We start from the raw sequence: 16,030 nt of genomic DNA, 5'->3' as shown, positions 1-16,030 counted from the left end.
GCTTTTGCCCGGGTTTATCGGCGCGCGTCACTGGACCTTTCCGGCGTAACGAGGCATGGCCGAAACGGATTGTCGTGACCTTGACCGCTCTTCGTCATGTCACTAGACACGGATGCCTGTCGTGTCCACGGCAGGATCGCGCGCACCACTGACTGACACCTCTCACGTCTGCGGCGACAAGGAGCCGGGGGATGGCAAAGCTCCGCACTGCACTGATCGGCACGCTCACGACCGCCTTAGTGGTCACGCTGACCGGCGTGGCCCCTTCGGCCCTGACTTCGGCATCGACAGACGACACCGGGCCCGCGTGGTCCCGTACCGATCCGCGGGACGGCTGGCGGCCGAACAGCGAGAAGGCCAGAGGCCAGTGGGAAACCGATACGCCGGCGCCGCCCCGCATCCGGCTCGACCGCTCCGTCGGAGCCGGCTCCGGGCAGGGCGCCTGGAAGGTGAGCGGCACCGCCGACGGGTTACGGCTGAACACCCCTGACCTGCTGCACGCGACCGGCGCGGACCTGTCCTGGAGCCCGTACAAGGGCGAGGACCTCCTCGAGTACGAGGTCCACCGCAGCACCGCGAAGGACTTCAAGCCCTCGGCCGCCACCCTGGTCGCACCGCTGGATCCGGACACCCGCAGCTTCTCCGACCGCGCCGCCCCGCCCGCCGTCAAGGGCAGCGGAGGCGACAGCGGTCGCACGTACACCTACCTGATCGCGGCACGGACCAAGGACGGCAAGCTGCTGACCAGCCCCGCCCGGTCCTTCGAACTCCCGCTCCTCGGCAGCCTCTTCAAGGGTGAAGGCGACGACCGCAAGCAGGCCCGCGACCCCGCCGCCGAGTCGACCTATCACCTCCCCTACACCCCCGCCCGTGCCATCCCCGGCGAGCGGCTCAGCGTCGAAGCGACGCTCACCAACACCACCGACCAGGTCTGGAAGGCCGACCGGCGCGTGCTGTCGTACCGCTGGACTCTGGACGGCCACGACGTCTCCAACCTCTTCAACCAGAAGTCCACCGAGCTGCCGAAGGACCTGGCGCCCGGCGAGAGCACCACCTTCAAGGCCACGCTGCAGATCCCCAAGCTCGGCAATCTGCTCGCCTCCCGCGTCGAGTACCAGCTGCACTGGGACCTGCGGGACAAGGTCACCGAGAAGTGGCTGTCCGAGACCGACGACGTCCCGCCCTCGACCCACGACGTCGTGGTCGAGAAGCCCACCTCCGACGAACTGGGCCTGGAGCAGTTCCAGTCCTACGCGGGCAAGAACACCGGCGCGGCCTCCACGCTGATGGGCAACCTCCGCTCGGGCAACGCCGTCTGGTCGTACAACGCCTTCTCCAACCCCTCCCTCGGCTTCTCCACCTTCGCCCGCCTCGCCTACAACTCCCAGGACTTCTCCAGCACCCCCGCCGGCCGCGGCTGGTCGCTCCAGCTGTCCTCCCCGGTGCGGCTCGGCACCCCGCTGCACTTCTTCCCCGCCGGCCTCCTCCCGCTGAAGGTCACCATGACCGACGGCGACGGCACCAGCCACGTCTTCCGCAAGGACGTCAGGACGCACACCTGGCGCGCCCCCGCCGGCGTGAACCTGCGGCTCAAGCAGCTGGTCAAGACGTGCCTGCCGATCGTCTCGGACGAGCGGGAGGCGTGGGAGATGCTGCGCCCGGACCGCACCCGGTTCCTTTACGACTGCCAGGGCCATCCGACGGCCATGGTGGACAAGAACGGCAACCGGATGGAGTTCACGTACGAGAAGAAGCTGCTCGGCGTCCTCGGCAAGCAGCTGAAGTACATCACCGACGCCTCCGGCCGCCGCACCCTCACCGTCGACTACTGGGAAAAGCTCGAGCCGTACCGCTACGTCGACGAGGACGGCGAGGTCAGGACCGGCAGGCACCTGCTCAACCCGCACATCATCGGCAAGGTCAAGAGCCTCACCGACATCTCCGGGCGCCGCGTCGAGCTGACGCACACCCGGCACGGGCAGCTCGGCAGGCTCGAGGACGGCGCCGGATCGCGGCAGCCGAAGGTCTTCTCCTTCCACTACGGCAAGGCCTGGGGCCTGCCGATCAGCAAGCTCGACAAGGTCACCGACCCGCGCGGCCACGCCACGGCGCTGGACTACGTGTCCCCGCACGACGACGAGCAGAAGCACTTCTCCGGGCACCTGAAGGAAGTCACCGACCGGCTCGGCGGGAAGACCCGGTACGCCTACTACGACCCGGACGGGCACAAGGGCCGCTCCCTCCGGTCGGTGGTGACCGACGCCGAGGGCAACCCCGCCGAGCAGCTCCTCGACGGCTACGGCCGCCCGACGCGGCTGACCGACGCCAAGCAGCGTGTCACCAAGCTCGGCTGGGACGCCGACAACAACGTCACCCGGCTCGAGGAGAACAACGGCGCGGCCAGCACCTGGAGATACGACCCGAAGACCGGCTATCCGCTGGAGATCCGCGACGCCGAAGCCGTGGCCGGCAACCGGCCCGCGTCCAGGATGAGTTACGCGACCGGCGAGGACGGCTACGTCGCGGAGCTCGCGTCGCGCATCAGCCCGGAGGGCCGCAAGTGGTTCTTCGGCCACGACGCCAGGGGCAACCTGACGTCCGTCACCGACCCCAAGGGCGTCGAGAGCGACGAGGACGGCGACTACACCACCACGTACGCCTACGACGAGCTCGGCCGGCTGGCGGAGGCCACGGACGCGAACGGCCACGCCACCCGCTACAGCGACTACGACCCCGTCGGCTATCCCCGCGCTGCCACCGACCCGCTCGGCAACCGCACCGTCACCACGTACGACGTGCGCGGCAACGTGACCGAGCTGGAGGAGGCCAACGGCGCGAAGACCAGCCAGACCTACGACGTCTTCGGGCGCCCGCTGGAGCACCGCGTCCCCAAGGACCAGGAGGCCGGGGAGTTCATCACCACCCCGGCGCCCGAGTACGACGCCAACGACAACACCGTCACCTTCACCGCCCCCAACAACGCCTCCACCACCAGTACATACGACGCCGCCGACCAGCTCACCGCCGAGGTCAAGCCCGAGGACGAGCCGGATGGCCCCGAGCGGAAGGCCACCTACACCTACGACAAGGTCGGCAACCGGCTCACCGAGACCGAGCCCAGGGGCAACCTCACCGACGACCCGGACGACTTCACGACCACCACGCGCTACGACGAGCTGTACCAGCCGGTGGAGGTCGTCAACGCCGAGGGCCACAAGGCCACCTCGAAGTACGACGACGTCGGAAACCTGGTGGAGGTCACCGACCCGCTGAAGAACGAGAGCACGGACCCCGGCGACTACAGCAGCAGGTTCGCCTACGACCTCAACCACCAGCTGACCAAGTCCACCGACGCGGCAGGGAAGTTCACGACCAGCGTCTACGACTGGGACGGCCTGGTCACGGCCACCACCGACGCCGAAGGCAACCGCACCTCGCAGCTGCTGGACGCGCGCGGCTCCCTCGTCGAGCAGCGCGTGCCGCACGCGAAGGACGGTGACGGCGGCGTCACGTACAACGCCACCCGGTACGAGTACGACGAGGCCGGCAACCAGACGAAGGTCGTCAGCCCGCGGGGCGTCAACACCGGCGACCCGGCCGACTTCACCGCCGAGACCGTCTACGACGAGCTGAACCGCGTCAAGGAGACGCTGACTCCGTACGACCCGGACGACCCGCGCTACGACAAGCCGGACCGCACGTTCTACAGCTACGACGAGGTCGGCAACCTGAGCAAGGTGAGCGCTCCGCCCTCCCAGGGCCAGAGCGTGCGCAACGACACCACGTACGCGCACTTCGACAACGGCTGGACGAAGAAGTCCACCGACACCTTCGGGATCGTCAGCTCCTACGAGTACAACAAGCTCGGCCAGCAGATCCAGACGACGCTGACGAGCGCGGGCGGGTCGGTGTCCCGGACGCTGGACACGGCGTTCTATCCGAGCGGGGCGATGAAGTCCCGCTCCGACGACGGTGTGCCGGTGGGCCTGCACGCAGCCCTGGTGGACAACTCCGACATCAACAACACGGCGACGCAAGGGTCATGGGACGCGGTCCGTGCCCCGGGCTCGTACGGCTACGACGCCCAGACCCACGGCAAGGGCAGTGGCGAGGCCCGCTTCGCCTGGCAGCTGAACATCCCCAAGGGCGGCAAGTACGAGGTCTTCGTCCGCTACCCGAAGCTGGACGGCGCGGCCACCGACGCCACCTTCGAGATCAAGCACAAGGACGGCGAGGCCGAGAAGAAGGTCGACCAGACCGAGAAGCCCGGCGAATGGCGGTCCCTGGGGTCGTACGACTTCACGGAGAACGGCGCACACGCCGTCACCCTCACCGACGCCGCCGACGGCACGGTCGTCGCCGACGCCGTCCGGCTCGTCCGCGACAACTCCGGCGACACGGACAGGGAAGCCAAGGACTTCACCTACCGCTACGACGCCAACGGCAACCAGACCGAGGTCACCGACCGCAGCCCCGGCGCGGAGGCCGACCGCTACACGATGGCGTACGACGGCCTGAACCAGCTCACGCGGGTGCGGGAGCACGACGGCGACGCGGTCCGCAACACCACGGACCTGACCTACGACGCCAACGGCAACACGCTGACCACGCAGCACGATCTGACCTGGAGCAAGCTCGAGTACGACCCGCTGGACCGGGTCAAGAAGATCACCAACGCCGACTCGCCGGACGCCGGCGACAAGCAGGTGACCTCGGTCTCGTACACGGCGCGCGGCGAGCTCGCCAGGCAGACCAAGCCCAACGGCAACGTCGTCAGCTACTCCTACTACCTGGACGGCGCGACCGAGCGGCAGCTGGAGAAGACCGACGGCGGCAGCGTGGTCTCCGACCACCGGCTCACCTACAACGCCAACGGCCATAAGTCCAAGGACGTCCTGAAGCTCATGGACGCCGACGCAGGCGGCGACACCAAGGACAACACGTACGCGTACACCTACGACCCGCAGGACCGTGTCGCCAAGGTCAGCAAGTCCGGCGACAGCGAGGCGACGGAGTCCTATGCGCACGACGCGGCGGGCAACGTCGTCTCGCAGACCACGGACGACACCACCACGACCCACAAGTACGACCGCAACCGGCTGCTGACGTCGACGGCCGACGGCGTCTCGACCACGTACAACTACGACCCGCTGGGGCGGCTCGACACCGTCTCCTCGGGCGGCGAGATCCAGCAGAAGCACCGCTACGACGGCTTCGACCGCATCGCGTCCACCACGACGGGCACCGGCGCGGCGAAAAAGACCAAGTCCCTGTCCTACGACCCCTTCGACCGCACCACGGAGGAGCGGACGGGCAGCGGCGACGACGCGAAGGTGAAGAAATTCACCTATCTCGGCATCACGTCGAAGTCGCTGCGCGAGGAGATCGCCGACGGGTCCAGGACCTCCTTCCAGTACTCGCCCTGGGGCCAGAAGCTGACCCAGATCAAGAAGGAGAAGGACGAGGACGAGGAGACGGCGCAGTACACGTACCACCCGCACGGCGACGTCGAGGCGCTGACGAAGGCGGATGGCACGACCAAGACCACGTACGGCTACACGGCGTACGGCAAGAACGACACCGCCCAGTTCAGCGGCGTCGACAAGCCGGGCGAGGACGGCGAGGAGAAGGAGGACCCGTACAACTCCTACCGCTTCAACGCCCAGCGCTACGACACCTCGTCGGGCTCGTACGACATGGGGTTCCGGACGTACGACCCCGGCCTGAACCGGTTCCTGACCCGCGACATGTACGGCGGCGCGCTCGCCGACATGGGCCTGGTCACCGACCCGTTCACCGGCAACCGCTACGCCTTCGCGGGCGGCAACCCGATCAGCTTCGTCGAGATCGACGGCCATCTCTTCGGCCTGTCGATCTCGGACATCGGCCACGCGGCGCTGGATGTCGCGGGGCTGGTGCCGGGCCTCGGCGAGTTCGCGGATCTCGCCAACTGCGGCTGGTACGCGGCCGAGGGCAACTACGTGGACGCGGGCCTGTCCTGTGCCTCGGCGATCCCGTTCGCGGGGTACGCGGCGACGGCGGCGAAGGGCGCGAGGTACGGCGGCAAGGCGGTGGATGCCGCCAACACGGCGAAGAAGGCCGACCCGCCGGCCCCGAAGAATCCGGACAACCCGGCTCCCGCGCCGAAGGATCCGGCCCCGGCCCCCGCCCCGAAGGACCCGGCTCCGGCGCCTGCGCCGAAGGACCCGGCTCCGGCCCCGGCGGCGAAGGACCCGGCCCCGGCGCCCGCGGCAAAGGACCCGGCCCCGGCCCCGGCGTCCCCCCAGAAGGCGCCGGAGGCGCCACCGAACAGCGGCGCGACGTGCCGCGTCAACAGCTTCGCCGCAGGGACTCCGGTCCTGATGGCGGACGGCTCCACGAAGCCGATCGAGGACGTGAGGGTCGGCGACAAGGTGGCGGCGACGGATGTGGAGACCGACGATGCCCGCACGGGCACGGTCACCAACACGATCACCGGCACGGGCAGCAAGGACCTCGTCCGCCTCACACTGGACACCGACGGCCGCAACGGCCACGGGACGGACACCGTCTCCGCTACCGACGGCCACCCCTTCTGGGTCCCGGACGTGGGCCGCTGGGTGGATGCCGGGGACCTGAAGTCCGGGCAGTGGCTCCAGACCAGCAGTGGGACATGGGTCCAGGTCACGGCGGTCAAGCACTGGACCGAGAAGACCAAGGTCCACAACCTCACCGTCGCCGGTGTCCACACGTACAACGTGCTGGCGGGCGCCACGCCGGTGCTGGTGCACAACTGCGGGGACGCCGACACGGGCGTCACGTACGTGACGTACACGAAGACCAACCCGCACACCGGCGAGATCTACACGGGACGGTCGTCGGGCACAGGCACTCCCGAACAGATCGTGGCTGCCCGCGACGCGAACCACCACATGACCGGCAAGGGTTTCGGTCCGGCTGTACCGGACCAGTCGGCACGTGCCACACGGGATTGGGCGAGTCGGCACAGCGATCCTGCCTACCAGGCCGTCCGAGGCCGCGAGCAGCAAATGATCGACTTCCATGGAGGCGCGAGAAGCGACGCGGGGACCGCAGGCAATGCCATCCGTGGCGTGGCGGCGGACAACGCGCTGCTGAAGACCTTTTTGGACGCGGCCACAAAGAGATTCGGCGCGCCGTCCTAGCCATGGCATCGAAGCACTAGGGTCAGCTGGGTACGCGTCCTGAGCAATGCCGGATCGCGCGGAAGGAGTGCGAGGTGGCGGTGCGGTTCACCGTGGGTGGTGTGCTCGAAATCCCCCTCTCCGGAGGAAGAGTGGCATACGGCGAGATGCTCGCCACCCGCCCCTACCTCGCCTTCTTCGCCGGTGGACCGGCGACGGGGGAGAAGGGGGCGCAGGAAGCCCTCCAGCATGAACCTCTGTTCATCGTTGCCGTGCACAAGTCCGCCTATTCGCAGGGACGCTGGGGTTCGTTCGTCCATCGTGCGCCAAAGGACGAACTGCCGGCTGTGCCAGAGTTCTTCCGGCAGAACGCTATGAATCTCGCCGACTGCCAGATCACCGATGCCCTCGGCAATACGCGACCGGCCACGCCTCAGCAGTGTGTGCATCTCGAACGAAGCGCTGTCTGGGAAGCCGAGCACATCGAGAGCCGCCTTGAGGACCACTACGCGGGTCGCCCCAACGCCTTCGTCGAGTCGTTGCGGGTGAAGCTCTAGCGGTTCGGTTGCAGTTTGGCTGGGGCACTCGCGTGCTTGCGCTGTCCTATGGGCGGGTGGCGCTTACACGTAGGTGTACCCGCCGGCGACGGTCGTGCTTCCGGCCGGGGTGGTGACGACCACGGGTACGTTTCCGGCGGCTCCCGGTGGGGTGAAGCCGATGAGGGTGGTGCCTGCGGCGTTGACGGATACTCCGGTGGCGGGGATTCCGTTGAAGGTGACGGTTGCGCCGGTGAGGTTGGTGCCGGTGATGACGAATGCGCTGCCGCCCGCCGTGCTCCCCGAGTTCGGCGTGAGCGACGTGACCACGGGCAGCGGCGGAGGCGCCGTATAGGTGAAGCCGCCGGTGACCGTCGTGCTGCCGATCGGGGTGGTGACGACGACGGGTACGTTTCCGGCGGCTCCCGGTGGGGTGAAGCCGACGAGGACGGTGCCTGCGGCGTCGACGGACACTCCGGTGGCCGGGAACCCGTTGAACGTGACGGTCGCACCGGTGAGGTTCGTGCCGATGAGGGCGAACGCCGTGCCGCCGGCGGTGGTCCCACTGCTCGGCACGAGGGCGCTGACGGTCGGACCACTCGGTGCCCCAATGTACGTGTAGCTCACCGGGTTGGTGACGCCATTCGGCGTGGTGGCGACGACCAGCACGGTGCCTGCCGCATGCGGCGGTGCGATGACCGTGACCGAGGCCCCGGAGGGGTCCTGGGCGACGATGGCGGCCTGCGTGCCGTCGAAGGTGACCTTGTAGGCGCCCTGCAAATTCACCCCGGTGAGCAGGACGGTGTTACCTCCGGAGATCGGCCCAGAGTCCGGAACTGCCTGATAAAGCCTCGGGTAACCGGGCCAGTTCCCGCCCCCGCCCCCGCCGGGCCAATCCCTCATGCCCTGGTGGGGCGAGGATCCTGAGGACGACACGTCACCATGCTGCTGTACGACTCCGGACATGACTTCTCCTTGAGGCAGCAAATCCCCTCGCTCGGGTCAAAGCAGCCGCCGTCGAGTGTGCTGGACCCATTTGACGGTAAGGTCCGTGCCAGGCATGAAGAAGGCGCATACGCAATGCCGATGATGCGTTCGGTCAGCAAAATGACCATATGCAAATGAGCGGTCAATAAACCTCTGCACCGGCGTGCGCCCGCCGGGTCCGTGTGGGCAGCCCCGAAGTGGGAAATCGCCATGCACCGAAGTGGGAATCGCATGCCCGAAGTGCTCACCGGCGTGCCCGAAAGGGCGCCAGAGCTGCCCGAGTCGGCTCAACTCCCCTGAGGTGCCAAAGAATTCGGGAATCGGGTGTCTGGTACGGACGAGATCCACTAGACAGGCAGGGAAGTACCCACGCCCACGACAGAGAAGGAGGTGTCCGTCCCGACGGCCCGGCCACGGATTCGATGGGAGAGGCCCACCAGGTGGGCGACAGCGCGTACAAACAGGCCCGGGTCCAGTCCAGTGCGTCGGCCGCGTGCAGTTCGGCGAGCAGGAGGCGGTGCAGCTTGTCGAAGGCGCCGGCCTCGTGCCACCGCCCGAGTCGGCGCCAGCAGGTCTGCCCCGAGCCGAACCCCAGCTTCAGCGGCAGCAGTTGCCAGCTGTCGTCGTTGTAGAGCACATACAAGATGCCCTGCAGGCACAGCCGGTCATCCACCGGCTTCGGCCCCGCGCCTTCTGCGGCCAGGGCGGCAGCAACGACACGATCAGCGCCCACAGTTCGTAATCCACGATCCAAGGCCGATTGCCCACACCTCACGAACGGCGGAATCGACGTCCTGGTCACGCCCGACCAGCACACCTCAACAAGACCGTGTTACGAGCTCATGGCAAGGCCAGGCCGGGTAAGAATTGCCGACGCCATTTTGGGGTGCGCCTGGGATGGCCGGTCCGGGGCCGGGAGCGTGGCTCATGCCCGGTAGACCGCATACCCCAGATACGTCACCACCGGACTGCCCTCCGGCTCGAGCACCATGTCGACCAGCTCCGGCAGCTGATCGTCGGTCAGCGTGCCACGCCTGCGCCCGCGCGTCGCGCGCACCAGGCTGCGTACGTCGCGCGGCTTGAACGCCGAGACGTCCTTCGCGGACAGCCCCGCCCGGTCGAGGGACTCGGCGAGCTCCACCGGGCGGCGCAGCCGGTGTGCGGCGTAACGGCCGCGGGGCATGATCCGTGTACCCGGGAAGGCTTGGAAGGCACCGAGGTAGATGAGGCGGGACACGGGGGTGCGGTTCACCGTGTCGTAGACGAAGGCCCCGCCGGGGCGTAGCACGCGCGCCGCCTCCACGAGGACCGCGTCCGGCCGTTCGGTGATCTCGAGGGTGTCGGCGCAGTACACGAGGTCGAAGGAGTCGCCCGGGAGGTCGAGTTCCTCCGCGGGCGTCGTCAGGTACGTGATGCCCAGCCCGTCGTCCGCGTCCAGGGCGAGGGCCGTCGCGGCGGGGGACGGATCGGCGGCGACGACCTCGAAACCGAGCTGGGCGAGGCCGCGGGCCAGAAGGCCGCGCCCGCTGCCGACGACGAGCGCCCGGCTGTCAGCCGCCGCGAGACTTAGCTCCGACAGCACGTGCCGCAGGTACTCCAGCCGTACGGACTGGAAGGTCAGGGCCCGGATGTGGCGGCCGTCGACGGCCGCGGGCCCGGCCGAGTCGAGTGCGATGTGCGGGGCGGTGGTCATGGCAGGCTCCCTCGACGTCCCAGGCCAGGTCCCCTGAGTAAACTTAACATCAGTCAGTTCCCTGAGGGAACCCATCGGCGATACGATGGGAGCGTGACCCGTACCCCGCTCTCCGGCGTCGCGTGCTCGATTGCCCGCGCGACCGACCTGTTCGGCGACGCCTGGACGGCCCTGATCATGCGCGACGTTCTCGTCGGCATCCGCCGCTTCGACGAGCTGGCGGAGGACCTCGGCCTGTCCCGCAAGGTCCTCGCCGCGCGGCTGGCCCGGCTGATCGAGGAGGGCGTGCTGACGCGCGAGCGGTACCAGGTCAGCCCGCCGCGCGAGGAGTACGTGGCCACGGAGAAGGGCCAGGAGCTCTACCCCGTCCTGCTGGCGCTGATGTCCTGGGGCGACAAGTGGTACGCGGGGCCCGCGGGGCCGCCCGCCCGGATCCGCCACGACGCCTGCGGGCACGTCACCACGCCGGTCGTGGCCTGCGACGCCTGCCAGGAGCCGCTCACGGTGGCCGACACGACACAACTGCCCGGCCCCGGCGGACGGGTAGGGCCGGGCACGCGGCTATTGGGACCGCTGATCGCCGCGCGGGGGGAGGAGGGCCCGGACCCGGCTACAACCACAGATCCCGCCCGATCAGCTCCTTCCTGATCTCGTTGCTGCCGGCCCAGGTCTTGTTCACCCGGGCGTCCTGCCCGGTGCAGGCCGCGCGGCGCCGCCCTGATCTGCCACCGCCGCCTTGCCAGGCAGGAAGGTTGACCGTCACCGATATCCGATTGCGGTGGCCCCCTCCAGGGAGCAACGATGCCGCGATGGAGCAGCCGAATGAGACCATTGACTGTCAGGACTTCGCCCTGCGGCGCTGGCGGGCGGACAGCGACTTCGACGCCCTGTTCCGGATGATCGAAGAATCACTCGACCACCTGAGGCCGTGGATGCCGTGGGTGGCGCGCCACAGCCAGCAGCACGTCCGCGACTTCCTCGCCGGCTGTGATCCGAAGTGGCAGAGCAGCGACGCGTACAACTACGCGATCACCGTGAACGGCGCACTCGTCGGCAGCTGTTCCATCTACCGCACCGGCGAGCCACAGGGCCGCTTCCTCGGGTACTGGCTGCACCCCGCCGCCATCGGACGGGGTATCGCCACCCGGGCCGCAGCGGCCATGGTCACCGAGGCGTTCGCGCTACCGGACGTGGAGTACCTGGAAATCGTGCACGACCTGGCCAACGCGGCCAGCGGCGCCATTCCCAGGCGCCTGGGTTTCACCGAGATCCGGCGCGAACAAGTAACACCGCCTGCGGCTCCCTCGGACTGCGGGACCGACGTGATCTGGCGGCTGAACCGCCCGAGATCGCCGCTCAACAACACTCCCCGCCCCTGAACTTCTGGAAGATGAAGTTCACCCCCCGGTAGAACGTCTCTGGTGCTGTGACCCGGAACGTGCGCCGGGCTTTCGGCGGCCTGGGTATTGTCCGTGCCGACCGGATGTGGGGATAGCGGAAACGCCTCCGATGTCGTGTGTTCGGTCACAGTCGGCCCTACGGCTGGCCGGCCATGGCCGATCATCGGCGCGTTGGTTCGTTCACCATCGACGTCAGCGAGGTGCGCACGTGAGCGTGGTAGCGGCCGTGTTGTCGGTTGTCGTCGGCGCCCTCTTCGTCGTCGCTGGCGGGGTGAAGGTGATCGGCCTCCGCCAAAGCCTGGCCGTACGCGACCACTTCGGCATGGCGCCCGGGGTCTGGCGAGCGGTGGGGCTACTGGAGTCCGCCGGCGGTATCGGCGTGCTGCTCGGAATCAAGGTCACTTTCCTCGGCCTGCTCGCCTTGAGCGGCCTGGCCCTGGTGATGCTCGGCGCCATTGCTACGCGACTCAGGGTGCACGATCCTGCCTACCTGCTTCTTGTCGATGTCACCACGCTCGCGCTTGTCGTGGGTACGGCGGCTACCGACCTTGCGGACTAGGCCACCAGCAGTCAACCCACCACTATTTGCTCAGGCCGTCGGCACCGACAGTTTTTCGTTGAGCCGGCTGAATATCCGTTCCGGAGTCAAGGGCAGCGCGCGGTAGCGGACACCCGTGGCGTCGTGGAGCGCATTCGCCAACGCGGCGGACACCGGGTTGATACAGCATTCCGCCATCCCCTTCGCCCGCAAGGGCCCAACGGAATCCGCCGAGTCCACCAGGAGTACGTCGGTGCGGGGGATATCGGCATAGGTGGGGATGCGGTAGTTGCGGAAGTTCGGGTTGACCATGACACCGTCCGCGTCGACCTGGTAATTCTCGGTCAGCGTGAAGCCGATTCCCTGGGCGACACCGCCTTCCACCTGTCCCCGGACTTGCGCGGGGTTGATGACTGCGCCGGCGTCGGTCGCCTGGACGCTGGAAAGGATACGGATCTCGCCCGTCACCCGATGGACGGCGATGCGGAACCCCTGCGTATTGAAGGTAACACTTCGGGGCGATCCGTAGGCCTTGCGGGCGGCGGTGAATCGAATTCCGCGCGCTCGGGCCAATGCGACGAGCTCGGCCAACGACACGCGCTGGTCGCCGCAGACGACACCCTCGTCGTCCAACGAGCACATGACGAGGTGGACACCGGTGTGCGCGGCAGCGAATTCCAGGATGCGGTCGCGTACAGCATTGGCCGCTCGAAGTACCGCGTTGCCCGACACGAAAAGGCCTGCACTCGCAAAGGCGCCGGTGTCGAATCCCGTGCGGTCGGTGTCGGATTGCACCAGGCGAATCCGCGACGGCGTCGTGCCCAACTGGCTGGCCGCGACCTGGACATGTGCGGTCGACGTACCCTCGCCGAATTCGGCTGTTCCGACGGCCAACTCGTACATGAGGTCGTCGCCAAGCGTGACCCAGGCCTCGGAGATGTGTTCGGTTGGGGGCGCGGTCTCGTGCAATGAACTCGCGACGCCGGCCCCCACGAGCCACTCGGGGCCAGGGGACGGCTCATCGGCTGTGCGGGTCATGGCGTCATCCACCAGATCGATGCACTTCGCGAGTCCGTCCTCGGTGAACACCACGTCGTCGGGGCCCTCATGCGTGGCGACGAGCGGATCACCCGGTCGCACGATATTGCGTCGCCGCAGTTCGAACGGATCGATGTGCAATGCGCGTGCCAGTTCGTCCATCGCCGATTCCACGGCGAACGCCGGTTGCGTCATCCCGTAACCGCGCAGTGCCCCGCTCGGAACGGTGTTCGTGTAGACGGAGAACGCGTCGTACTTCTTGTTGGGGCAGCGGTAGATCATGACGGCAGCGCCGCCCGCATAGAGCGTTTCGCCGCCGTGGTTGCCGTAGGCGCCCGTGTTCGACACATTGCGGACTTGGAACGCCGTGAGCGTTCCGTCTGCCTTCGCGCCGAGCTTGACCGTCAACGCCATCGGATGCCGTGGCGAAGCCGTGGTGAACTCCTCCTCGCGGGTGTACTCGAAGCAGACGGGTCGCCCGGTGTCCAGGGTGGCGAGCGCGACCAGATCCTCCGAGATCACTTCCTGTTTGCCGCCGAAGCCGCCGCCAACGCGTTTGCAGAACACGCGGAGCTGGTCCGGGCGCAGCGCGAAGAGATAGCCAAGTTTGGCCTTCCCGATCGACGGCGACTGCGAACTGGTGCGGACGTTCAGACGACCGTCCTCCATCCAGGCAATCGAGCCGTGGGTCTCAAGATGCGCGTGCTGTACTCGCGGAGAGAAGTACGTGCCTTCGTGGATCACGTCGGCTTCGGCGAACCCTGCCTCGATATCGCCGATGTGCGAATGGAGCTCGAGCAAGAGGTTGTGGACGGGATCGCGGACGAATGGATCGTCCGCGCCGTGCAGCTGTGGCGCCCCCTCGGCCATTGCCTCTTCGGGGTCGAATACTGCCGGCAGCACCTCGTATTCGACGACGACCCTTCGGCAGCCCTCTTCTGCCGCCCCGACCGTGTCGGCCAGGACCGCAACGACGCGTTGGCCGACGAAGCGGACCGTGTTGTCGAGGATGAAGGTGTCGTCCGGGTCGACAAGATGGTCGGTGTGGATCGCCGTAGTAAAACGCTTGCGCGGCACATCTTCCCAGGTGTAGACCCGATGAACGCCGGGAACTGCGAGTGCAGCGATCTTGTCGATCGAGACGATCCGGGCGTGCGCGTGTGGTGAGTGCAGCACCTTGAGGTGCAGCATGCCTTCCATGTGGGTGTCCATCGTGAACTCGGCGCGACCGGTTACCACGTCGTTGGCTGCCGGCGCACTGACGCTCGTCCCGACGGCCTTTCCTGGCGCCGCGGTCTCTATGCCGGCGACGCCCTTCACGGCATCCTCGATCCCTCGATAGCCCGTGCAGCGGCAGAGGTTGCCCTTCAACGCCCCTGGCAAGTCATCTTTCTGGGCCTCGGTGAACGTTGCCGACGTCATGATCATCCCTGCGGTGCAGAAACCGCATTGGAACCCCGGGGCGTCGCGGAACTGTCGCTGCATTGGATGCAGGTTGCCGGGTGATCCGAGACCCTCGATCGTCGTCACCTCACGACCGTCTGCGCGGAAAGCAGGGGTGATACAGCTGTGTACCGGACTGCCGTCCAACCACACCGTGCATGCGCCGCAATCGCCTGCGTCACAACCCTTTTTGACGCCATGGTGGCCGAGTGAGCGGAGGAAAGTGCGCAGGCACTGACCGGGGTCTGGTTCTTCGTCGAAGCTCTTGCCGTTCACGATGTATGTCATGCCACGCTCCCAGCCATGAGTTCGCGACGAATCTCTTCGGCGAAGTGCTTTGTCAGGTGGCGACGGTGGTCGGGGCTCCCGTTGGGATCGGCGAACCAGACGTCGGCGGGGATGACGTCGATGCTCTGCTGCAGAGTTCGGGCGTCGGGCATGGTGTCGAAAGCAATGCGCACCGGCCGTGTAGTGCCGGCTGTGACGGTGAGCAGCAGGTCGGTCGTTCCTGGCGTTTGAGTACCGATGAGGAATACCGTCGAACGGCCGAGGTGGGTCAGCGCGAAGCGGCGGTGCGAGGTGCGTTTCCTCAGGGCGTGCGCCGGAATGTCGATGCGCCGCAAAATTTCCCCGTGAGTAAGAATGTTCCGATGGTCGCCGGTCACGAAGTCGAGGGCATCGACGCTGCGCGCGGACCCGTCAGGAGCCCACAGCTCGTACTTTGCCTCGAGTGCGACTGTCAGCGTGATCATTGGGCCGGCGGGCAAAGACATGCAGATATTGCCGCCTACGGTCGCCGAGCTCCAGACTTTGAACGAGGACAAGAACGCCTCGCAGCTTTTCGCGAAAAGGGTGCCCGCGATCCAATCACCTGGCGGCGCAAAGGCATACAGGTCGCGGATGGTGCACGTTGCGCCGATCTCGAGGCCTGCGTCGCTCGGGACGAGGGGATCCCAACGCAACGCCGTCAGATCGATGAGGCGGCGCAGGCTTGGCTGCTCCGCGGAAAACAGCCACGTTCCGCCTGCGAGCCAAGCGTCGCCTTCGCGCCAGTCCACGCCTGGCCGATCGGACGGCCGCCGGATGACTTCGGTGATGGTGTTGAGGTCCATGGGAACTGATCTCCCTCACGACGATCATCGTGCGACGGACCGCCTACCGAACTCGATCGACCAGCGCGCGTGCTGGTGACCGTCTGCCCCGTTCCTTCCCCCTTCTCCCCGCCGGAGGAGTCGCAGCCACTGCCCCCGCCG

Annotated in this window: 10 protein-coding genes; 5 read left to right on the top strand and 5 right to left on the bottom strand. The window is 67.5% G+C overall.

Features of this window, described 5'->3' with window-relative positions; translation table 11 throughout:
• Positions 1-191: 191 nt before the first annotated feature.
• Complete coding sequence (locus tag ACTWQC_RS10590) at positions 192-7,163, top strand: golvesin C-terminal-like domain-containing protein (RefSeq protein ID WP_443315343.1); 6,972 nt, start codon at positions 192-194, stop codon at positions 7,161-7,163.
• A 74-nt stretch (positions 7,164-7,237) separates the two neighbouring features.
• Positions 7,238-7,699, top strand: a complete 462-nt coding sequence (locus ACTWQC_RS10585; protein ID WP_443315342.1) for a hypothetical protein — start codon at positions 7,238-7,240, stop codon at positions 7,697-7,699.
• A gap of 63 nt (positions 7,700-7,762) precedes the next feature.
• On the opposite strand, the gene ACTWQC_RS10580 is transcribed toward ACTWQC_RS10585, so the two are convergent.
• The 3 genes from ACTWQC_RS10580 to ACTWQC_RS10570 all read right to left on the bottom strand — a co-directional run bounded on the left by ACTWQC_RS10580 (position 7,763) and on the right by ACTWQC_RS10570 (position 10,358).
• The gene (locus tag ACTWQC_RS10580) at positions 7,763-8,581 is read right to left on the bottom strand and encodes an IPT/TIG domain-containing protein (protein ID WP_443315452.1); all 819 of its coding nucleotides are present in this window, start codon (positions 8,579-8,581) and stop codon (positions 7,763-7,765) included.
• A gap of 328 nt (positions 8,582-8,909) precedes the next feature.
• Entirely contained in the window at positions 8,910-9,398 is a 489-nt protein-coding gene (locus ACTWQC_RS10575; RefSeq protein ID WP_443315341.1) for a transposase, read from the bottom strand.
• Positions 9,399-9,590: 192 nt separating this feature from the next.
• Entirely contained in the window at positions 9,591-10,358 is a 768-nt protein-coding gene (locus tag ACTWQC_RS10570) for a class I SAM-dependent methyltransferase (RefSeq protein ID WP_443315340.1), read from the bottom strand.
• A 93-nt stretch (positions 10,359-10,451) separates the two neighbouring features.
• On the opposite strand from ACTWQC_RS10570, the gene ACTWQC_RS10565 reads away from it, so the two are divergent.
• The 3 genes from ACTWQC_RS10565 (at position 10,452) to ACTWQC_RS10555 (ending at position 12,317) form a co-directional block, all read left to right on the top strand.
• Positions 10,452-11,006 carry a winged helix-turn-helix transcriptional regulator gene (locus ACTWQC_RS10565; RefSeq protein WP_443315339.1) on the top strand — a complete coding sequence of 185 codons (555 nt, stop codon included), beginning with the start codon at positions 10,452-10,454 and terminating at the stop codon, positions 11,004-11,006.
• Between the two features lie 161 nt (positions 11,007-11,167).
• The gene (locus ACTWQC_RS10560) at positions 11,168-11,737 is read left to right on the top strand and encodes a GNAT family N-acetyltransferase (RefSeq protein ID WP_443315338.1); all 570 of its coding nucleotides are present in this window, start codon (positions 11,168-11,170) and stop codon (positions 11,735-11,737) included.
• A gap of 229 nt (positions 11,738-11,966) precedes the next feature.
• The gene (locus ACTWQC_RS10555; RefSeq protein ID WP_443315337.1) at positions 11,967-12,317 is read left to right on the top strand and encodes a DoxX family protein; all 351 of its coding nucleotides are present in this window, start codon (positions 11,967-11,969) and stop codon (positions 12,315-12,317) included.
• A gap of 30 nt (positions 12,318-12,347) precedes the next feature.
• On the opposite strand, the gene ACTWQC_RS10550 is transcribed toward ACTWQC_RS10555, so the two are convergent.
• Together ACTWQC_RS10550 and ACTWQC_RS10545 are read right to left on the bottom strand one after the other, a co-directional pair.
• Positions 12,348-15,065 (bottom strand): molybdopterin-dependent oxidoreductase, encoded by a 2,718-nt coding sequence (locus tag ACTWQC_RS10550; protein WP_443315336.1) that lies wholly within the window; start codon positions 15,063-15,065, stop codon positions 12,348-12,350.
• Positions 15,062-15,889 (bottom strand): FAD binding domain-containing protein, encoded by an 828-nt coding sequence (locus tag ACTWQC_RS10545; RefSeq protein WP_443315335.1) that lies wholly within the window; start codon positions 15,887-15,889, stop codon positions 15,062-15,064. Before ACTWQC_RS10545 ends, ACTWQC_RS10550 begins: the two co-directional genes overlap by 4 nt.
• Positions 15,890-16,030: the final 141 nt, after the last annotated feature.

The organism is Streptomyces sp. 8N616 (assembly GCF_052246385.1).
In the GTDB taxonomy this organism is placed as follows: Bacteria; Actinomycetota; Actinomycetes; order Streptomycetales; family Streptomycetaceae; genus Streptomyces.
This window is presented reverse-complemented; position numbering and strand designations above follow the sequence as displayed.